The sequence below is a fragment of the Streptomyces sp. NPDC102514 genome (genome assembly GCF_055584525.1).
Genome location: NZ_JBVJLW010000005.1, coordinates 371539 through 392563, shown reverse-complemented (window position 1 = coordinate 392563; position 21025 = coordinate 371539). Strand labels below are relative to the sequence as shown.

Sequence of the window (21025 nt, the reverse complement as noted above, 5' to 3'; positions counted from 1 at the left end):
GAGACCGGTAAGGGTTACCTAACTTAGCCTGACCTTAGCGGATCGGCCAAGAGGGCGTGGCGGCAGGATGCGGTGGTACGCGCACATGAATGAAGGAGACTGTCGTGTCGGCGAACAGCTTCGACGCCCGTAGCACGCTCAGCGTGGGCGACGAGTCCTACGAGATCTTCCGGCTGGACAAGGTGGAAGGCTCGGCCCGCCTTCCGTACAGCCTCAAGGTCCTGCTGGAGAACCTGCTCCGTACCGAGGACGGCGCGAACATCACCGCCGACCACATCCGTGCTCTCGGCGGGTGGGACTCGCAGGCCCAGCCCAGCCAGGAGATCCAGTTCACGCCGGCCCGCGTGATCATGCAGGACTTCACCGGCGTGCCCTGCGTCGTGGACCTCGCCACCATGCGCGAGGCCGTGAAGGAGCTCGGCGGCGACCCTGCGAAGATCAACCCGCTGGCCCCGGCCGAGCTGGTCATCGACCACTCCGTCATCGCCGACAAGTTCGGCACGCACGACGCGTTCGCCCAGAACGTCGAGCTGGAGTACGGCCGCAACAAGGAGCGCTACCAGTTCCTGCGCTGGGGCCAGACCGCCTTCGACGAGTTCAAGGTCGTCCCGCCGGGCACCGGCATCGTCCACCAGGTCAACATCGAGCACCTGGCGCGTACGGTCATGGTCCGCAAGGGCCAGGCGTACCCCGACACGCTGGTCGGCACCGACTCCCACACCACCATGGTCAACGGCCTCGGTGTGCTCGGCTGGGGCGTCGGCGGCATCGAGGCCGAGGCCGCGATGCTCGGCCAGCCGGTCTCCATGCTCATCCCGCGCGTCGTCGGCTTCAAGCTGACCGGTGAGCTCACGCCCGGCACCACCGCCACGGACCTCGTGCTCACGATCACCGAGATGCTGCGCAAGCACGGTGTCGTCGGCAAGTTCGTCGAGTTCTACGGCGAGGGTGTGGCGGCCACGAGCCTCGCCAACCGCGCCACCATCGGCAACATGTCGCCGGAGTTCGGCTCCACCGCCGCGATCTTCCCGATCGACGACGAGACGCTGAAGTACCTGCGCCTGACCGGCCGCGACGAGCAGCAGGTCGCGCTCGTCGAGGCGTACGCCAAGGAACAGGGCCTCTGGCTCGACCCGGCCGCCGAGCCCGACTTCTCCGAGAAGCTGGAGCTGGACCTGGCGTCGGTCGTCCCGTCTATCGCCGGCCCGAAGCGCCCGCAGGACCGCATCGTCCTCGCGAACGCCTCGCAGAAGTTCGCGCAGGACGTCCGCAACTACGTCGAGGACGACGACGAGGCGGGCAAGGAGTCCTTCCCGGCCTCCGACGCCCCGGCCAGCAGCAACGGCGTACCGTCCCGCCCGACCACGGTCACGGCCGCGGACGGCTCGACGTACGAGATCGACCACGGCGCCGTCACCGTCGCCGCGATCACCTCCTGCACCAACACCTCGAACCCGTACGTCATGGTCGCCGCCGCGCTCGTCGCGAAGAAGGCCGTGGAGAAGGGCCTGACCCGCAAGCCCTGGGTCAAGACCACGCTCGCCCCGGGCTCCAAGGTCGTCACCGACTACTTCGACAAGGCGGGGCTCACCCCCTACCTCGACAAGATCGGCTTCAACCTCGTCGGCTACGGCTGCACCACCTGCATCGGCAACTCAGGACCGCTGCCGGAGGAGGTCTCCAAGGCCGTCAACGAGCACGACCTCGCGGTCACCTCGGTCCTCTCCGGCAACCGCAACTTCGAGGGCCGGATCAACCCCGACGTCAAGATGAACTACCTGGCCTCCCCGCCGCTGGTCGTCGCGTACGCCATCGCGGGCTCCATGAAGGTGGACATCACCAAGGACGCGCTGGGCACCGACCAGGACGGCAAGCCGGTCTTCCTCGAAGACATCTGGCCGACCGAGGCCGAGGTCAACGACGTGGTGGCGAACACCATCGGCGAGGACATGTTCAACAAGTCCTACCAGGACGTCTTCGCGGGCGACGCCCAGTGGCAGGCCCTGTCCATCCCCACCGGCAACACCTTCGAGTGGGACGCGCAGTCCACCTACGTGCGCAAGCCCCCGTACTTCGAGGGCATGACGATGGAGACCACCCCGGTCTCCGACATCACCGGCGCGCGTGTGCTCGCCAAGCTGGGCGACTCGGTCACCACGGACCACATCTCCCCGGCCGGTGCCATCAAGGCCGACACCCCGGCCGGCAAGTACCTCACCGAGCACGGTGTGGAGCGTCGTGACTTCAACAGCTACGGCTCGCGCCGCGGCAACCACGAGGTCATGATCCGCGGCACGTTCGCCAACATCCGCCTGCGCAACCAGATCGCGCCGGGCACCGAGGGCGGCTACACCCGCGACTTCACCCAGGCGGACGGCCCGGTGTCGTTCATCTACGACGCCTCGCGCAACTACATCGAGCAGGGCACCCCGCTGGCCATCCTGGCCGGCAAGGAGTACGGCTCCGGCTCGTCCCGCGACTGGGCCGCCAAGGGCACCGCGCTCCTGGGCGTCAAGGCCGTCATCGCCGAGTCGTACGAGCGCATCCACCGCTCGAACCTCATCGGCATGGGTGTCATCCCGCTGCAGTACCCGGAGGGCCAGACCGCCGAGTCCCTGGGTCTGACCGGCGAGGAGGCCTTCTCCTTCACCGGCATCACCGAGCTGAACGAGGGCACCACCCCCCGTACGGTCAAGGTCACCACCGACACCGGTGTGGAGTTCGACGCGGTCGTCCGCATCGACACCCCCGGTGAGGCCGACTACTACCGCAACGGCGGCATCCTGCAGTACGTGCTGCGCAGCCTGATCGCCAAGTAGGCGCGCCCCGACACGACACCGGAGGGCCGCACCCCCCCGCAGGACGGGGGGTGCGGCCCTCCGCTCTTGCCCTCGCGCCGTTCCCCGCGCCCCTGAAGGCTCGGCTGCGCCTTCGCCCCGTCAGGGGCGCGGGGAACGGCGCAGTCGTTTGCCTTTCGCCCTTAAAGGGGCGCGGGGAACTGCGCGGCCAGCCACGACGGACCCGCACTTTGCAGCGCGCCACAGTGGGCCCGCGCTTTTCAGGGGCTGCAAGCGGACGCGCAGACGCATGGCTCGGGCTCAGGTTGGGCACAGGGGGCTCCCAGGCGAAGGGGACAGGATCACCACATGTCTGGCACCCGAACCGAGCCCGTACGCGTGCTGATCGTCGACGACGAACCAGGTCTGACCGAACTGCTCTCCGTGGCCGTCACGGAAGCAGGCTGGCAGCCCTACCCGGCACCGGACGGCCGCTCCGCGCTGCGCGTGGCCCGCGCCCGCGCCCCGCACGCCGTCGTCCTCGACGGAATGCTCCCCGACCTGGACGGCATCCAGGTCCTGCGCCGGCTGCGCCAGGAGAACCCGAAGCTGCCCGTCCTGATGCTCACCGCGCGCGACGCGCTGGAACACCGCATCGACGGCCTCGCCTCGGGCGCCGACGACTACGTGACGAAGCCCTTCTCCCTGGAGGAGGTCGTACTGCGGCTGCGCGCACTGCTGCGGCGCTCGGGCGCCGAGGACCGCAGGTCCGGCGGTTCCGTACGGGCCCTCGGAGACCTGGTGCTGACCGAGGAGACCCGTGAGGTGCACCGCGACGGTACGCGGATCCAGCTCACCGCCAAGGAGTTCGACCTGCTCAGCCTGCTGCTGAGCCACCCGTGCCAGGTGCTGAGCAAGACCCAGATCCTCGACCGGGTGTGGAGCAGCTGCTTCGACGGCGGCGGGAACCTCGTCGAGGTCTACATCTCCAGCCTCCGCCGAAAGATCGACAAGGGGCGGACACCGATGATCCACACCGTCCGGGGCGTCGGGTACGCCATCAGACCGCCGGGGGACGGCAGATGAGGCCGCGTCTGCCGGAACGGCGTTCCCTGCGCACCCGTCTCCTGCTCTTCATCGGCGTCACCCTGGTCGTCGTCTGCGCGGCGATGGCGCTCACCACCGTCCTCGCCCAGCGCGCCTACCTGATCGGCAACCTCGACCAGCGCGTCACCGACGCCGCCGAACGCAGCCAGGGCGGACTGCAACGCCGTACGGGCGACGACACGGACCTCGGCTTCCTGAACGAACGCGGACAGGCGGTCGGCACGCTGGCCGCCCGTTTCGATGCCGATGCCGATGCCGACGGGACCGGACAGGTCATCGCGGCCCAGGTGGTCACGGACGACGGTACGCAGCAGACCCTCACCACCGCCCAGCGCGCCGCCCTGGACGGCATCGCCACCGACGGCTCCCTGCACACCCGTACGATCCCCGGCCTCGGCACCTACCGCGTGACCGCCATCGCGGGCGACGGCGTCCCCGTACTCACCGGGCTCCCGATGGACGACGTACAGGACATGATCGGCGGCCTCGTCCTGATCGAGGCCGTGGCGGGCGCACTCGGCCTGGCCGCCGCGGGCGTGGTCTGCGCCGTGGTGATACGCCGTCAACTGCGGCCGCTGGGCAGGGTGGCCGCCACCGCCGTCGAGGTCTCGCGGGTCCCGCTGGGCCGGGGCGCGGTCACCGGCCTCACCCGGGTACGCGAACGGGACACCTACCCCGGCAGCGAGGCCGGGCAGGTCGGCGCCGCGCTCAACCGCATGATCGACCACGTGGAGTCCTCGCTCGCCGAACGCCAGCGCAGCGAGGAACGCATGCGGCGCTTCCTCGCGGACGCCAGCCATGAACTCCGTACGCCCCTCGCGTCCATCGCCGGATACGCGGAGCTGATGAACCGCGGCACCCAGCGGATCGAGCCCACGCTGGCCTGGCGGCGGGTCTCCGCCGAGTCGGCGCGCATGACGGGCCTCGTGGAGGACCTGCTGCTGCTCGCCCGGCTCGACGAGGGGCGCCCGCTCCAGTCGTCCGAGGTCGACCTCGCGGCGCTGGTCGCCGAGGCGGTGTGGGACGCGCGGGCGGCGGGCGGCGGCCACGACTGGCAACTGGCGCTGCTCCTCGACACCCCCGCGCTCGTCCGCGGCGACGAGGCCCGCCTCCACCAGGTGGTGGCCAACCTGCTGGCCAACGCGCGGGTGCACACGCCCACGGGTACGACGGTCGTCGCGTCGGTGGAGGCCACGGAGGCGCACTGCGTGATCCGTGTCCGCGACGACGGCCCCGGCATCCCGGCGCACCTGCTGCCCGCGGTCTTCGAACGCTTCACCCGGGGCGACGTGTCCCGTTCCCGGAACACCCCCGCCGACGGCGGCTCCGGCCTCGGCCTCGCCATCGTCGCGGCCATCGCGAGCGCCCACGGCGGCCACGTAGACGTACAGAGCGTTCCGGGCCGCACGGAGTTCACGCTCACGCTGCCGCCGCCCCACGCGCTCGTGGAGGCACCCTCGGCGCCTCCTCCGACGGCACTGGCCACGAGCGACCCCCGCCCCGACCCCCACTGACCACCAAGCGTCCCGGACCCCACGGGCCGGAAGCCCCGCGCCCCTAAAGGGCGGGGCTGCGCCTTGGCCCGAGGGGCCTGCAGGCCGGAATTCCAGTGCGGGCGCGTGGCGGCTGGCCGCGCAGTTCCTCGCGCCCCTCAGGGACGGGGCTGCGCCTTGGCCCAAGAGGTCTGCAGGCCGGAAGTCCAGTGCGGGCGCGTTGCGGCTGGCCGCGCAGTTCCCCGCGCCCCTAAAGGGCGGGGCTGTGCCCCGGTCGAGGGTCTGCGGGCCGGGAGTCTTGTGCGGGTGTGTGGGGGTTGGCCGCGCAGTTCCTCGCGTCCCTCAAAGGCGGGGCTGCGCCCCGGCCCGGGGGTACGCGCCGTTTCCCGCGTTCCGGCCCTCGCCCCCTCAGGGGCGCGGGGAACTGCGCAGTCTGTTGCCTTTCGCCCTTAAGGGGCGCGGGGAACTGCGCGGCCAGCCACAACGCGACCCGCACTCGTACCCAACCCAACCCAACACCCCCCACCCCCCGCTTCAGCTGAGCCTCAGGTTGGCGGCCCACAGTCATTCCACGCGGCCGTCCGCCAGGGACCGGTCCACGGCGTAGAGGGAGCCAGCTGCGATGACCGAGCCCGACACCGAGGAGCCCGCGGAACAGCCGGCACAGCCGGGACAGACAGGGCGTCAGGCCCACGCGAGCCGGCGCAACTTCATGCGCAAGGTCTTCTTCGCCGGCGGCGCCACCGCCGTCGCGACGATGGGCGGCGCCGGCGCCTGGGCAGCCCTCGCCGCGGACGAGACCGACGCGACCGCGTCGGCCGCCCCGAGCGGCGCCCCCACCGGAGGTCCCGGCGGAGCGGGCGGTCCCGGCAACCAGTCCATCACCGAGGACTTCTTCGGCCTGACCACCGACGGCAAGAGGATCGACGACCTCTTCACGTTCCACTCCGAGGGCGTCACGACCGCCCCGGTGATCGCCGCGGCCAACGCCTTCCTGGCCGGGCTGAGCGCCACCCAGAAGTCGTCGACGCAGTTCACCGTGCACTCCACCGAGTGGCGGCTGTGGAGCAACGTCGACGCGTACGACCGCCAGGGCGTCTCGATCGCCGACCTCTCGGACGAGCAACAGGCCCTCGGCAAGGCCCTGTTGAAGTCTGCCCTCAGTGCCGAGGGCCTGGAGACCACGGAGAGGATCCGCAGGATCAACCAGGCCGCGGGGGAGGCGATCGACAACACGAACTCCTTCAACGAGGAGGCCTTCTACTACACGGTGATGGGCACGCCGTCCGCCACCGAGCCCTGGGGCTTCCAGTTCGACGGGCACCACCTGGTCATCAACTACTTCGTGCTCGGCGGCCAGGTCGTCATGAGCCCCTGCTTCTGGGGCTCGGAGCCGACCGAGATGGAGATCGACGGCACGACCGTCTCCGTGTGCAAGGAGGAGGTGAGGGCGAGCCTCGCCTTCATCAACTCCCTCACCGCGGCCCAGCGCGCGGTCGCGGTCGAGTCCACGACCAAGTCGAACGAGTCCATGAAGGCCGGCGCCTTCGCCGACAACGCCGTCCAGGAGTACACCGGCATCCGCGGCACGGCCCTCACCGGCGCCCAGAAGCTCAAGCTCCTCGGCATCGTCGAGGCCTTCACGGGCCGGGCCAAGGCCGATGTCGCCAGGGCCCGACTGGCCGAAGTGCGGGCCCACTTGAACGACACCCACGTCACCTGGTCGGGCGGCATCGCGGACGACTCCGCCTTCTACGTCCGGGTGCACAGCCCGGTCGTCTGGGTGGAGGTCGACTGCCAGGCCCCCGGCCCGCTCGCGGGCGCGTACGGCGCCTCGCAGGGCAGCGGCGCCACCCAGATGCACGTCCACTCCGTCATCCGCACCCCGAACGGCAACGACTACGGGAAGGAGCTCCTGCGACAGCACTACCTGACGTCCCCTCACCACCGCTGAGGGGACCCGGCGCCCCGGGCGTCCGAGAGTCACCCGTCATCGCGAGGGCCGCACCCGTCCGGGTGCGGCCCTCGCGCGTCAGCCGTTTACATGTGCATCGCGCCGCGCTAGCTTCGACAGCACGTGGGGTGGGAGCGCTCCCATTCCGGGTGGACCGGAACCCGCCCCGGGACCGCCCCCACCCCACACATCCCGCACGTACACCACGCGCACCCCACACGGCCTGTGAACGAAGGGATGGTCAGTACTGTCATGAGCCTGACAATCACTCCGGCCCCGCCACCCGAGCGCCCCCCACGCCCCCCACGCCGCTCACCGCTGCGCGGCTTCCCGCTTCCCGCCCGCGGCAGAGCCTTCCTCCTCATCCTGCTGGCCCTGGTCGCCACGGTCCCGGCCCTCGGTCTGGTCGTCTCGGCGGGCGGCGAGGCCGAGGCCCACGGCACCCCGATGAAGCCCGCCAGCCGCACCTTCCTGTGCTGGCAGGACGCGCTCACCGACACCGGTGAGATCAAGCCGATCAACCCGGCCTGCAAGGCGGCCCAGCAGGTCAGCGGCACGACGCCGTTCTACAACTGGTTCTCGGTCCTGCGCTCCGACGGGGCCGGCCGCACCCGCGGCTTCGTGCCCGACGGCGAACTGTGCAGCGGCGGCAACACCAATTTCACCGGCTTCAACACCCCGAGCGCCGACTGGCCGCTCACCCACCTCACCTCGGGCGCGACCGTCGACTTCTCCTACAACGCCTGGGCCGCGCACCCGGGTTGGTTCTACGTCTACCTCACCAAGGACGGCTACGACCCGACCAAGGCGCTCACCTGGAACGACATCGAGGCACAGCCGTTCCTGAGCGTCGACCACCCGCCGCTCAACGGCTCCCCGGGCACGGTCGAGGCCAACTACTCCTGGTCCGGGCGGCTTCCGGCGGGCAAGTCGGGCCGCCACCTCGTCTACATGGTCTGGCAGCGCTCGGACAGCGCGGAGACCTTCTACTCCTGCTCCGACATCGTCTTCGACGGCGGCAACGGAGAGGTGACCGGCATCCACGACCCGGGCAACCCGACCGAGCCCCCGGCCGGCGCCTGCTCCGCCGCCCGCCGTACGACGGGCAGTTGGTCGGGCGGCTACCAGTCCGAGGTGACCGTCACCAACAGCGGTGACGTGCCGCTGCTCGGCTGGATGGTCGACTGGTCACTGCCGACCGGGCAGTCCGTCGCCAGTCTCTGGAGCGGCAACGCCACGTACAGCGGCCAGAACGTGATGGTCCACAACGCCGACTGGAACGGGTCGCTCGATCCGGGCGAGAGCACGACGTTCGGTTACGTCGTCCAGGGCTCCGGAGGTGATACGGCGACCGCTCTGCCGTGCCGGCCGGGCTGAGCCGGTCCGGGACCGGCCCCGTACGCTCCGGGGGCGGGATTCTCCCGGGCTGCTCTGGGCGGACCCGGTGGCCGTAATCCACCGGGTCCGCGAGCCGGGCAGGTCGGGGGAATGCCTGGCCGGAGGGGATGAGGTCGTGCGGACCACGGACACGACAACGTTGTCCGGTGGTCTCAAAACGACTCTACCTCTCCAACGGAGCGCACAGGCAGCCCAGTTGGAATCTTGAGCCACTTCTGAGGTTGGTACGGTCTCCCGCGGGAGGGCTCATGAACGAGCGGGACACGGTACGGCACCCGGCTGCCGTCCGTCTGGCACTGGTGATGCTGCTGACGCTGGGCGGCCTCACCGGCTGCGGCACCCTCGCGGACACCGGGAAGAAGTCGTCGATCGCGGTGCCGGACCTGTTCTATCTCCGGCCGCACGGGGACGACTCCGGGCCCGAGAAGAAGATGCCCTTCCACGTCCAGGCCGAGGACGTACAGGCCAAAAGGGACTTCAGCACGCAGGACCACCGGCTCACCGTGGACGTCACCGGGTCGGGGCAGGCCGTACGGCTCAAGATCTCGGACATCCGCAAGAAGAACCCCCGCTGTTCCGGATCCGCCACCCGGGTCGTCTGCAAGGTGAGCGGCGTCTACAACAGTTGGTCCGACCTGGACCGGGTCTATCCGTACGCCGCCCCGGGAGGGAAGGCCGGCGACAGCGAGACGGTCCGCTTCCGCTTCAGTACGAAGCAGGGGAGGACGCTCACCGCCCGCACCCGGGTCGTCGTCGGCGAACCCGTCGTCAAGGTGCGTACGACGAAGCTGTTCGAGGACGTCGGGCCCGGCTCCGTCCTGCGCGCACCCCTCGTGGTCCGCAACACCGGGGAGGTGCCCGTGCGGGGCGTCGGGCTGATGCTCGCCGTCGGCAGCGGCCTGAGTTTCCAGGACCGGCACGGCAACTGCCGCTATCCGGGGGCGCAGAAGGGCACTCTCGCGGTGTGCGAGTTCCCCGGGCTGCGCATCCCCGCCGGGAAGGCGGTCGTCCTCCGCCCGGATCTGACGCTGGACGTCGCCACCACGCAGCTGTACACCTCGTTCAGCCAGCAGGCGTGGGCCCTGGACATGGGCCCCGCGCAGCACAGCGTCGTACCCGAGGGCGGCGACCCCGGCGACGGCCCGCGGCTGACGGCCGCGACCGCGAAGGGACCCGACCTGGAGGGGACGTTCGCCGGCGGTGACGTGGGGAGCGAGGTCCAGGTCGACACCCACGCCGACTTCGAGGTCCTCCCCGTCGAGGTGAGCGGCGCACGGGGCACCGAGCGTTCCGTGCGCCTGAAGGTGCGAAACAACGGGCCCGCCACCCCCGGGAGCACCAGACTGCTGTTCACCCCGCCACCGGGCGCCACCGTGGTCGAGCAGCCCGAGGAGGCCATCGACGAGGACGTGTACGAGCCCTCCTGCGAGCTGGACAAGGGCACGTACTCCTGCCCCGTGACGAGCGGGCTCGCAGCGGGGGAGTCGAGCACCTTCGAGTTCACGCTCCGGCTCGGCGGCCCGGGCGAGGGCCGTGTGCGGGTGATCGACACCGCCGACACCGATCGCCGCGACCCCGACCCCGCCAACGACACGGCACCGGTTACCGTCCTGCGGTAACCGGTGCCATGTGCGGGTGAAGGGCCGGGTCAGCCCAGGAGTTCCACCTCCGCGAGCGTCGCCTCACCGTCGAGGACCAGGCGGTACTTGGCGTACGTGCCGGGTGCCGTCACCGAGAAGGCCCGCGTCTGCTTGTCCCAGGCGAAGGACTGCCCGGACCGCTTGTCGAGGTCCTTCCACGTGGTTCCGTCGGACGAGCCCTGCAGGACCCAGCCCTTGGGAGCCTTGGCCCCGTCGGCCGACGTCAGCGTGTACTGCACCGCCTTGACCGGGTCGGCGGTCGGCAGGTCGGCGGACGTGACGGTGGCGTTCGTGTTCGACGTGTTGTCGAACAGCGGGCCCTCGCCCTTGACGGCGTCGGTCCGGGGAGCCGGCACCTTGTCGTCCTGCGTGATCGACACGGGCGCCGCGTTCTTGCCGGTGCCCCACGAGGACGGCTTCGACCCCATGTCGAACTCGACCACCGCGCCGCGCGAGAGCACCGAGTGCGGGAGCGAGGTCGACGTCCACTTCTTGCCGTTGACCTTCAGGCCCTGCACGTAGACGTTCTTCGCGCTGTTCTTCGGGGCCTTCACGACGAGGTCCCGGCCGTTCTCCAGGTGCACGGTCGCCTTCTTGAACAGGGGCGACCCGACGGCGTACTCGCCGCTGCCCATGACCAGCGGGTAGAAGCCGAGCGAGGAGAAGAGGTACCAGGCCGACTGCTCGCCGTTGTCCTCGTCGCCGTGGTAGCCCTGGCCGATCTCACTGCCCGTGTAGAGCCGCGAGAGGACCTCACGCACGTTCTTCTGGGTCTTCCAGGGCTGGCCGGCCGCGTCGTACATGTAGTTGACGTGGTGGGCCACCTGGTTGGAGTGCCCGTACATGCCCATGCGGACGTCGCGGGCCTCGGTCATCTCGTGGATGACGCCCCCGTACGAACCGACGAACTCGGGCCCGGCGGTCTCCGGGGTGCCGAAGTACGTGTCCAGCTTCTCCGCGAGACCCGACCGGCCGCCGTAGAGGTTGGCCAGCCCGCGCGAGTCCTGCGGCGCGGTGAACGCGTACCCGTAGCCGTTGGTCTCCGTGTAGTCGTAGCCCCACACGCGCGGGTCGTACTTGTCGGAGGCCACCCGCCAGTCGCCCTTGGCGTCCTTGCCCTGGAAGAAGCCGGCCTTCGAGTCGAAGAGGTTGACGTAGTCCTGGGCGCGGTTGAGGAAGTACGCGGCCTCCTCCTTGTACTTCTTCTTGCCGGTCTCCTTGTAGAGCGCCTCGCCCATCTTCGAGATGCCGTAGTCGTTGAGGTAGCCCTCCAGCGCCCACGACAGGCCCTCGTGGGTGTCGGTGCTCGTGTAGCCGATGAAGGGCGAGGTGGTCATGCCCTTGCGGCCGACGCCCGAGGAGGGCGGCACGACGGTCGCGTTCTTCACGGCCGCGTCGTACGCCGACTCCGCGTCGAAGTCGACACCCTTGACGTACGCGTCGGCGAACGCCACGTCGGAGGACGTGCCGGTCATCAGGTCCGCGTAACCGGGCGAGGACCAGCGCGAGGTCCAGCCGCCGTCCTTGTACTGCTGTACGAAGCCGTCGACCATCTCACCGGCCTGGCCGGGCGTCAGGAGCGAGTAGGCGGGCCACGTCGTCCGGTAGGTGTCCCAGAAGCCGTTGTTGACGTACACCTTGCCGTCGACGATCTTCGCGCCGGTGTGCGTCGGGGTGTCCGGGCCCGGCATCGCCGAGAACGGCGAGGCGTACTGGTACTTGCCGCCGACCTTCTCGAAGCCGGAGTTCGGGTACAGGTACAGCCGGTAGAGGCTGGAGTACAGCGTCGTCAGCTGGTCGGGGGTCGCGCCCTCGACCTCGACCTTGCCCAGGATCTTGTCCCACGCCTGCTGGGCGCGCGATTTGACCTTGTCGAAGGACGTGCCGTCCGGGATCTCCTGGCGGAGGTTGTCCTTGGCCTGGTCGATGCTGATGAGCGAGGTCGCGATGCGCAGGGTGACCGTGCGGTCCGCGCCGGGCTTGAACTTCAGATAGCCCTTGACGCCCGAGGAGCTTCCCTCGGTGACGGGCGCGTCGAAGGTCCCGTACACGAAGAGGCGGGTGGCGCCCGTCGACAGGCCGGACTTGACGTCCGAGTAGCCGGTGAAGGTGCCGCTCTCCTTGTCGAGGGTCAGGCCCGCCTGGTCCGTGACGTTGTCGAAGAGGACGTTCGCGTCGTCACCGGGGAAGGTGAAGCGCAGGGCCGCCGCGTGGTCCGTCGGCGTCATCTCCGTCTTCAGCCCGTTCTCGAACGTCACGCCGTAGTAGTACGGGCGTGCCGTCTCGTTCTCGTGCCTGAAGGGCAGCGCGCGGGCGGTGCGGCCCGTCTCCGGGGTGCCGGACGCGGCCGACGGCATCACCTGGAAGGTCTGCCGGTCGCCCATCCAGGGGCTCGGCTCGTGGCTCGCGCTGAACGCCTGGACGGTCGGCAGGTTGTCCGCGTTGTTGGAGCGCGCGTAGTCGTACAGCCAGCTCAGCGAACCCGCGTTCGTCACCGGGGTCCAGAAGTTGAAGCCGTGCGGCACGGCCGTGGCCGGGAAGTTGTTGCCGCGCGAGAACCCGCCGCTGGAGTTGGTGCCGCGGACGGTCGACGCGTAGTCCGAGAGATGCGCCTTCGGTTTCCCGGGCTTCTGCACGCTCAGCTTCACGTCGTCCAGCCAGCCGCGGAACTTGGCGGGCCCCTTCGGGGAGTCGTACGCGACCAGGATGCGGTCGACGGTCCGGCCGGCCGCGACCGAGCCGATCCGCGAGGTGACGTTGTTCCACTGGTTGACGTACAGCACCTTCGAGGCGCCCTGGCCCTGCGGTGTCAGCGCGAACCCGTGCTGGTCCTGGGCGCGCAGATCGCTGAGGTGGGTGCCGTCCGTGAAGGCGAGGTCGACCGACACGTTCGTGGCGTCGTAGTCCCGGTCGCCGTCCGCCATCGACGGGAAGATCCGGTACGCCAGCTCGGTGTCGCGGCCGACGGCCACGTTCACGTCGAAGACCTTGTTGTACGAGTAGGCGCGGCCCTCCGCGTTGTGGGTGCCCGCGTACCGCAGCGCCTTCTTGCCGGTGAAGCCCGCGCCCGCCTTGGCCGTCGGGGAGCCGCTCGGACCGCGGTCCACGAGGGAGAGCATGTCCTTGGGCGTCGGGTCCTCCTCGTCGCCCGTGGAGAACTGGACGTCGGCGAGCTGCAGGGCGTCGGAGGCGCCCTTGTTCTTGGTGATGTCGAGCCGGAAGTGCTGGTACTCGGCCGGTTCGCCGAGCTTGTACGACTTCGTCTGGAACCGCTCGCCGAAGGACTCGCCGGCCCGGGTGTCGAGGGTCTTCCAGTCCTTGCCGTCCGTGGAGCCCTGGAAGGTCCAGTCGACGGGGTCGCGCTCGTCGTGGTCGTTGGCCGACGTGAGCGCGTACGTGAGCAGCTTGACGGGGGCGTCCAGCTCGAACTCCACCCAGCCGGTGGGCGCGAAGGTCAGCCATTTGGTGCTGGGCTCGACATCGGTGAGGTTCTCCTTCACCTCGCCCCCGCCGGTGTTCTCGGCGCTCGCGCGGACCTCCGTGACGTGGTCCGTCACATTGCCGGGGATGCCGCTGCTGAACCCGCCGTCGACCCCCGAGGCGCGCTTGGTGCCGTCCGCCGTGGTGTCGACCGTGTTGAGCCAGTCGGGTGCGGGTTCACCCGTCTCGAAGGAGGAACCGAACTCCCGATCCGCCGCCGCTTCACCGGGACGGGCTACGGCGGCGCCCTGCGAGGCCACCACCAGTGCGAATGCGGCCGCTCCGAGGACCGCCGTGGAACCCCACCCGTGCCTCGTTCCGAGCCGGGATCTGTACAGAGACCCTTGCCGAGATCTGTGGTGCATGCGCCAGCACCCTCCCTGTCACGTGCGCCTGGACAACGTTGTCAAATTCGCTGCGCAGGTCCAGTAGGGAGTCAAGTGACCAGTGATGTCAAGGGTGTTGTATGTGGCGTACGGGGGTACCGCCGAAAGCCGACTCGACGGCCCCCTCGTGGGCCCACCTGTCGGCTACCTGTTCGGGCACTGATCGTTGCCTGATCACGCCCTGTGTGACAAGCCTGCGGGCAGCTCATATTTCCGCGAGGTCTCACTTCGGGAAAGAGTGTCGGCCAACTGTGCATTCGATCTTGCTCCGTTGGCGGGAAGTGGACTATACCTGTCGGCGTCCGCCCGATCGTTCGACCGGTCGCGGGCAGGTGGTTGCCGGCAGGCGAGGGGGCACGGCGAACAGCGACGTGCCGCGCATTCCTGCGGCTCCCGGTATTCCAGGCACGATCCAGCTCTACTGATGTTCCCTCGCTCAAGCGCCGGGCAGACCGTCCGACCTGTTTTTCCTGCCGGGGGACCGGGGGTTTCCCCCGGGTAATGCAGTACCAACCGCGGTGCCGGGGAGGGTCCGGTTCACCGCCTGAGTCCTGACGAAGGCGAGGACTTGAGCATGGGATCCACTTCCGCACACAACGACCGCGAGGGTGTCGGCCGGCGCGACCTGATCAAGCGGTCCGCCGCGCTCGGTCTGATCACCGTACCCACGATGGGCTTTCTGTCCGCGTGTGCCAGCGGCGACAGCGGCGGCGACGAAAAGGTCGACAAGGGCAAGAAGACCAAGGAGAACCCGCTCGCCGTCAATGAGACCGCGCCGCTGGAGATCGTGATCTTCGACGGCGGTTTCGGCACGCAGTACGCCGAGGACGCCAAGGCCGTCTACGAGAAGAAGTTCCCCAAGGCGAAGGTCAAGTTCTCCTCGACCCAGAAGATCCAGTCGGTCCTGCAGCCGCGCTTCAACCAGGGGACCCCGCCGGACCTGATCGACAACTCGGGTGCCGAGCAGATGGACATGGGTGTCCTGGTCGGCAAGAAGCAGCTCGCCGACCTCACCACGCTGCTGGACTCGCCGTCCTACGACGACCCGGCCAAGAAGGTCCGCGACACCCTGCGCCCCGGCATCGTCGAGATGGGCCAGTTCGACGGCGACCCGGTCTGGATCATGTACTACGCGTACACCGTCTACGGCGTGTGGTACTCCCAGAAGGCACTGGACGGCCTGGACGCGGAGTACCCGGAGACCTGGGACGACATGCTCGCGGTCTGCGCCAAGGCGAAGAAGAAGGGCATCGCGGGCTGGACGTACGCGGGCAAGTACCCGTACTACGTCCCCTTCTCGCTCTACCCGATGATCGCCAAGGTCGGTGGCCGTGAGGTCCTGGACGCCATCGACAACCTGGAGCCGAACGCCTGGAAGCACCCGGCCGTCAAGACCTGTTTCGAGGCGTACTACGAGCTGTACAAGAAGGGCTACATCCTCAAGGGCACCCCGGGCCTGGACCACATCCAGTCCCAGACCGCCTGGACCGAGGGCAAGGCGCTCTTCATCCCGAACGGCTCCTGGGTGGAGAACGAGGCGGCGAAGACCATGCCGAAGGACTTCGACCTCGCGGTGAACGCGCCCAGCGGCATCGACAGCTCGGACAAGATGCCCTTCGGTACCATCTGGGCGTCGGGCGGCGAGCCCTTCATCGTCCCCGCGAAGGCCAAGAACACCGAGGGCGGCATGGAGCAGCTGCGCATCATGCTCGGTGAGGCCTCGTCGAAGAACTTCACCTCGTCCGTCAAGTCGCTGACGGCCTTCAACGGCGGCACCGACGGCATCGAGCTGACGCCGGGTCTGAAGTCCGGGGTCGCGGCCCTGGAGAAGGCCGGCGACAACGTGGTCAACCCGCGCATCCAGGACTGGTACGTGGCGCTCCAGAAGGAGAAGATCGGCGTCGGCGGCCTCGGCGAGATGATGGCCGGCCGCCTCACCCCGGTCGAGGCCATCAAGAAGATCCAGGGTTACGCCGACGAGGCGGCCAAGGACGACAGCATCCAGCACTACAAGCACCAGTGAGCGCGGCCGGGGCCCCGGACACCTTCCGGGGCCCCGGTTCTCGTTGTGCGGCGTCGACGGCACCCCCCGCGGGAAGATCGGGTCGGTAGGAATGCAACACGGTAAATACCGTTTCATCGTGGGGTTCTTGACGGCCCCCCTGGCCATTTACGGCCTGTTCGTCATCTGGCCCTTCATCCAGTCCATCTACTACTCGTTCACGGACTGGAGCGGTCTCAGCCCCGAGTTCAAAATGGTGGGCTTCAAGAATTACACGAGACTGCTGGACGACGAGGTCTTCTGGAAGTCGTTGCAGCACAGCGTGATGCTGGTGGTGCTGCTGCCACTGGTGACGCTCACCCTGGCGCTGTTCTTCGCCTTCATGCTGAATGTCGGAGGACGGCGGCGGAAGAATGCCGCGATCACCGGCGTCCGGGGATCCGCCTTCTACAAGGTGGTCTACTTCTTTCCGCAGGTGCTGTCGATCGCGATCGTCGCGCTGCTGTTCCAGTTCGCCTTCAACCCCAACAGCGGTGCGATCAACTCGTTCCTGAAGGCGATCGGCCTGGACAGCGTGCAGCCCGACTGGCTCGGTGACCCGGACTTCGCCCTGTGGTGCATCTTCGCGGTCCTGGTCTGGTGCACCGTCGGATTCTTCGTGGTGCTCTTCTCCGCGGGAATGGCCTCCATCCCCAAGGACTACTACGAGGCGGCGCTGCTCGACGGCGCGAACCGCATCACGACCTTCTTCAGGATCACCCTGCCGCTGCTCTGGGACACCGTGCAGTCCGGCTGGGCCTACGTGGGCATCCTGGCGCTCGGCGCCGAGTCCTTCGCGGTCGTGCAGATCATGACCGTGGGCCCCGGCGGTCCCGACTACTCGACGACCGTCCTGCCGCTGTACGTCTACCAGAAGGCGTTCCGCGACGGCCAGGCCGCCTACGCGACGACGATCGGTGTCGCCCTGCTCTTCGTGACGCTGCTGTTCGTGGCGGTCGTGATGAAGCTGGGCCGGCGCGAGCGGCTGGAGTACTGATGCGAACCGAGTTCACCGAGCCGCGAGGAGGCCACGCATGAAGACGACCGACACGCCTCCCGCCGACACCACGGGGGAGCGGCCACCCGTCGCGAAGACGGCGCCCTCGTCCGCGCCGCGGGAGAAGGCCACCGGCAGGACGCTCAACGTCTTCTCGCACGGCTTCCTGATCCTCTGGGCGTTCATGGTCGCGATGCCGCTGCTCTGGGCGGTGATGACCTCCTTCAAGACGGACAAGGAGATCTTCAGCTCGCCCTGGGCGCTGCCCGACACGCTGCACTTCGACAACTGGTCGCGCGCCTGGACCGAAGCGAACATGAGCGACTACTTCCTCAACACGATCATCGTGGTGGGGTTCTCGCTCCTCGGCACCATGCTGCTGGGCTCCATGGCCGCGTACGTCCTCGCGCGCTTCGAGTTCCCCGGGAACCGCTTCATCTACTTCCTCTTCATCGGAGGGATGAGCTTCCCGATCATCCTGGCGCTGGTCCCGCTGTTCTACGTCATGCAGAACCTCGCCCTGCTGAACACGCTGCCCGGACTGATCCTGGTCTACATCGGCTACTCGCTGCCGTTCACCGTGTTCTTCATGACGTCGTTCTTCCGCACCCTGCCGACCTCGGTGGCCGAGGCGGCCTTCGTGGACGGCGCCTCGCACACCAGGACGTTCTTCCAGGTGATGCTGCCGATGGCCAAGCCCGGCCTGATCAGCATCACCATCTTCAACTTCCTGGGGCAGTGGAACCAGTACCTGCTGCCGACGGTGCTCAACACCGAGCCGGAGAACAAGGTGCTCACCCAGGGCCTCGTCCAGCTCGCCGTCAGCCAGGGCTACAAGGGTGACTGGTCCGGACTGTTCGCGGGCCTGGTGATGGCGATGCTGCCCGTACTGGCCGCGTACATCGTCTTCCAGCGCCAGGTCGTGCAGGGGCTGACCGCGGGGGCGCTCAAGTAACAGCCGGGTCATCGGTTCGGTTTGTGAGGGTGGTCCCGGATTGGAGCCGGGGCCACCCTCGCGTCACGGGCGCCCGCACCCCCCTCTCTTGCTCAACCTCTTGACGGGAGTCGACGCCAACGGCTCTGCTTAGAGTTCACTAGTTGGACATAGACGGGGTCTCACCGAGGCGACCCCGTACGCAGGAGGTCGTCGTGGAGACTCCGGGGTCGCAGTCGTCGCTGCACCGAGCCAATCTCGAACGGGTCGTACGTGCGGTGCGCCTGGCCGGGTCGCTCACGCAGGCGGAGATCGCGAGGACGACGGGCCTGTCCGCGGCCACGGTCTCCAACATCGTGCGGGAGCTGAAGGACGGCGGGACGGTCGAGGTCACCCCCACCTCGGCCGGTGGCCGAAGGGCCCGCAGCGTCAGCCTGAGCGGCGACGCCGGCATTGTCATCGGCGTCGACTTCGGCCATACGCATCTGCGGGTCGCGGTCGGCAACCTCGCCCACCAGGTGCTGGCCGAGGAGTCCGAGCCGCTCGATGTGGACGCGTCCGCCGCGCAGGGCTTCGACCGGGCGGAACAGCTGGTCAACCGCTTGATCGCGGCCACCGGCGTGGAGCGTTCGAAGGTCGCCGGGGTGGGTCTCGGCGTGCCCGGGCCGATCGACGTGGAGTCCGGCACGCTCGGCTCCACCGCGATCCTGCCGGGCTGGACCGGCACCAAGCCCGCGGAGGAGCTCCAGGGGCGTCTGGGCGTCCCCGTGCACGTCGACAACGACGCCAACCTCGGAGCCCTCGGGGAACTCGTCTGGGGGAGCGGCAGGGGCGTCCGTGACCTGGCGTACATCAAGGTGGCCAGCGGTGTCGGCGCCGGACTCGTGATCAACAGCAAGATCTACCGCGGCCCGGGTGGCACAGCGGGAGAAATCGGGCATATTACTCTTGACGAGTCCGGCCCTGTCTGCCGCTGCGGCAACCGGGGCTGCCTGGAGACCTTCGCGGCGGCGCGCTATGTGCTGCCGCTCCTCCAGTCCAGCCACGGCACGGATCTGACCATGGAAGGTGTCGTACGGCTGGCACGGGACGGAGATCCTGGCTGTCGTCGGGTGATCGCCGACGTCGGCCGACATATCGGCAGTGGAGTGGCGAATCTGTGCAACCTGCTCAATCCGAGCCGGGTGGTGCTCGGCGGTGATCTCGCCGAGGCCGGAGAGCTCGTACTGGGTCCCATCAGGGAGTCCGTCGGCCGCTATGCGATCCCCAGTGCGGCACGTCAACTATCCGTTCTGCCAGGGGCACTTGGCGGTCGGGCGGAGGTCCTAGGGGCGCTCGCCCTCGCACTGGGCGAGATGGGCGATTCAACCCTTTTGGACGGATCGCTCACTGCTGTAACACCTGCCTTCACTTAGAGAACGGATGGCAGCGTTGCCATTCCGTTAAGGATTTACTTCTTGACGTCGCACGTGCGGCCGAGTTGACTTCCAGCCACCTCGGCCGCAACGTCGCGGCCTCGTCAGGGAGGTTTCTGAAGTGAATACGCGTATGCGTCGCGCCGCCTTTGCCGTTGCCGCTGGTGCGATGGCCGTCTCGCTGGCTGCCTGTGGCAGCGCCGAGGAGTCCGGCGACAAGAGCGACTCCACGAAGTCCGCCGCCAAGGGCGACAACATCAAGGTCGGCCTCCTCCTTCCGGAGAACCAGACCGCGCGGTACGAGAAGTTCGACAAGCCCCTGATCGAGAAGAAGGTCAAGGAGCTCACGAACGACAAGGGCGAGATCGTCTACGCCAACGCCAAGCAGGACGCCACCACGCAGTCCCAGCAGGTCGACACGATGATCACCAACAAGGTGGACGTGCTGATCGTGGACGCGGTGGACTCCAAGGCCATCGCCAACGGCGTGAAGAAGGCCAAGGACGCCGGCATCCCCGTCGTCGCGTACGACCGCCTAGCCGAGGGCCCGATCGACGCCTACACCTCCTTCGACAACGAAGAGGTCGGCCGTGTCCAGGGCAAGGCGCTCCTGGAGGCCCTGGGCGACAAGGCCAAGCCCTCCGCGAAGATCGTCATGATGAACGGCGCGGTCACCGACCCGAACGCCGCCCTCTTCAAGAAGGGCGCCCTCTCCCAGCTCGACGGCAAGGTGGACATCGCCAAGTCGTACGACACCAAGGAGTGGAAGCCGGAGAACGCCAACCTGAACATGGAAGGCGCCATCTCGGCGATCGGCAAGGACAAGATCGTCGGCGTCTACTCCGCCAACGACGGCATGGCCGGCGGTATCATCACCGCCCTCAAGGCCGCGGGTGTCTCCAAGCTTCCCCCGGTCACCGGCCAGGACGCCGAGCTCGCGGGTGTGCAGCGCATCGTCTCGGGCGACCAGTTCATGAGCGTCTACAAGTCCTACCCGCAGGAGGCGGACGTCGCCGCGCAGATGGCCGTCGCGCTCGCCAAGGGCGAGAAGCTCGACTCCATCGCCAAGGACTCGGTCGACAGCCCCACCACCAAGGGCGTCCCGTCGGTGCTGGTCCCGGTCGTCTCGCTGACCAAGGCCAACATCAACGACACCGTCATCAAGGACGGCATCTACACGATCGACGAGATCTGCACCGCCAAGTTCAAGGCCGCCTGTGACAAGGCCGGCCTGAAGTAGGCAACGACAAGTCCCTTACCGCGTACGGGAATTCGGTCCACTGAATTCCCGTACGGGTCTGTGGTCCGCGAGAATGCGGTCCATGAGGGACGGTCGTACCCGAAGCCCCTCCGGCGCCCCGCAATCACCAGCCCCGCAGCTAGGGCGGGGCGCCGGACGGAAC

General features: G+C 68.5%; 12 protein-coding genes. 11 read left to right on the top strand and 1 reads right to left on the bottom strand.

From position 1 onward, the window contains the following. Window positions 1–104: 104 nt before the first annotated feature. The 6 genes from acnA to ACZ60E_RS16120 all read left to right on the top strand — a co-directional run bounded on the left by acnA (window position 105) and on the right by ACZ60E_RS16120 (window position 10348). Window positions 105–2819 carry an aconitate hydratase AcnA gene (acnA, locus tag ACZ60E_RS16145; protein ID WP_107022185.1) on the top strand — a complete coding sequence of 905 codons (2715 nt, stop codon included), beginning with the start codon at window positions 105–107 and terminating at the stop codon, window positions 2817–2819. A 327-nt stretch (window positions 2820–3146) separates the two neighbouring features. After that, window positions 3147–3863, top strand: coding sequence for a response regulator transcription factor (locus tag ACZ60E_RS16140; RefSeq protein WP_453791583.1), 717 nt, complete (start codon window positions 3147–3149; stop codon window positions 3861–3863). Further along, a complete protein-coding gene (locus tag ACZ60E_RS16135; protein WP_469440966.1) occupies window positions 3860–5398 on the top strand; it encodes a sensor histidine kinase in 1539 nt (512 codons plus the stop codon). Before ACZ60E_RS16140 ends, ACZ60E_RS16135 begins: the two co-directional genes overlap by 4 nt. A 601-nt stretch (window positions 5399–5999) precedes the next feature. Beyond that, window positions 6000–7331, top strand: a complete 1332-nt coding sequence (locus tag ACZ60E_RS16130; protein ID WP_469440964.1) for a DUF3500 domain-containing protein — start codon at window positions 6000–6002, stop codon at window positions 7329–7331. Window positions 7332–7583: 252 nt separating this feature from the next. Beyond that, window positions 7584–8708, top strand: a complete 1125-nt coding sequence (locus ACZ60E_RS16125) for a lytic polysaccharide monooxygenase auxiliary activity family 9 protein (protein WP_469440962.1) — start codon at window positions 7584–7586, stop codon at window positions 8706–8708. A gap of 269 nt (window positions 8709–8977) precedes the next feature. Next, the gene (locus tag ACZ60E_RS16120; RefSeq protein ID WP_469440960.1) at window positions 8978–10348 is read left to right on the top strand and encodes a hypothetical protein; all 1371 of its coding nucleotides are present in this window, start codon (window positions 8978–8980) and stop codon (window positions 10346–10348) included. Between the two features lie 29 nt (window positions 10349–10377). Here ACZ60E_RS16120 and ACZ60E_RS16115 read toward each other — a convergent pair whose 3' ends face one another. Beyond that, complete coding sequence (locus ACZ60E_RS16115) at window positions 10378–14115, bottom strand: GH92 family glycosyl hydrolase (RefSeq protein WP_469441211.1); 3738 nt, start codon at window positions 14113–14115, stop codon at window positions 10378–10380. Window positions 14116–14809: 694 nt separating this feature from the next. Here ACZ60E_RS16115 and ngcE point away from each other — a divergent pair. The 5 genes from ngcE (at window position 14810) to ACZ60E_RS16090 (ending at window position 20862) form a co-directional block, all read left to right on the top strand. Next, window positions 14810–16258, top strand: coding sequence for an N-acetylglucosamine/diacetylchitobiose ABC transporter substrate-binding protein (gene ngcE, locus ACZ60E_RS16110; protein ID WP_384815328.1), 1449 nt, complete (start codon window positions 14810–14812; stop codon window positions 16256–16258). 91 nt (window positions 16259–16349) lie between these two features. Then, a complete protein-coding gene (locus tag ACZ60E_RS16105) occupies window positions 16350–17273 on the top strand; it encodes a carbohydrate ABC transporter permease (RefSeq protein ID WP_384815331.1) in 924 nt (307 codons plus the stop codon). A gap of 37 nt (window positions 17274–17310) precedes the next feature. Beyond that, entirely contained in the window at window positions 17311–18228 is a 918-nt protein-coding gene (locus ACZ60E_RS16100; protein ID WP_384815334.1) for a carbohydrate ABC transporter permease, read from the top strand. 194 nt (window positions 18229–18422) lie between these two features. After that, window positions 18423–19622: an ROK family transcriptional regulator gene (locus ACZ60E_RS16095; protein ID WP_107022164.1), complete on the top strand. Its 1200-nt coding sequence runs from the start codon at window positions 18423–18425 to the stop codon at window positions 19620–19622. A gap of 133 nt (window positions 19623–19755) precedes the next feature. Beyond that, a complete protein-coding gene (locus tag ACZ60E_RS16090) occupies window positions 19756–20862 on the top strand; it encodes a substrate-binding domain-containing protein (protein ID WP_384815353.1) in 1107 nt (368 codons plus the stop codon). Window positions 20863–21025: the final 163 nt, after the last annotated feature.

Coding starts and splice junctions, on each gene's coding strand:
- ACZ60E_RS16140 (WP_453791583.1), top strand. CDS start 3,147: ATGTCTGGCACCCGAACCGAGCCCGTACGCGTGCTGATCGTCGACGAC.
- ACZ60E_RS16135 (WP_469440966.1), top strand. CDS start 3,860: ATGAGGCCGCGTCTGCCGGAACGGCGTTCCCTGCGCACCCGTCTCCTG.
- ACZ60E_RS16130 (WP_469440964.1), top strand. CDS start 6,000: ATGACCGAGCCCGACACCGAGGAGCCCGCGGAACAGCCGGCACAGCCG.
- ACZ60E_RS16125 (WP_469440962.1), top strand. CDS start 7,584: ATGAGCCTGACAATCACTCCGGCCCCGCCACCCGAGCGCCCCCCACGC.
- ACZ60E_RS16120 (WP_469440960.1), top strand. CDS start 8,978: ATGAACGAGCGGGACACGGTACGGCACCCGGCTGCCGTCCGTCTGGCA.
- ngcE (WP_384815328.1), top strand. CDS start 14,810: ATGGGATCCACTTCCGCACACAACGACCGCGAGGGTGTCGGCCGGCGC.
- ACZ60E_RS16105 (WP_384815331.1), top strand. CDS start 16,350: ATGCAACACGGTAAATACCGTTTCATCGTGGGGTTCTTGACGGCCCCC.
- ACZ60E_RS16100 (WP_384815334.1), top strand. CDS start 17,311: ATGAAGACGACCGACACGCCTCCCGCCGACACCACGGGGGAGCGGCCA.
- ACZ60E_RS16090 (WP_384815353.1), top strand. CDS start 19,756: ATGCGTCGCGCCGCCTTTGCCGTTGCCGCTGGTGCGATGGCCGTCTCG.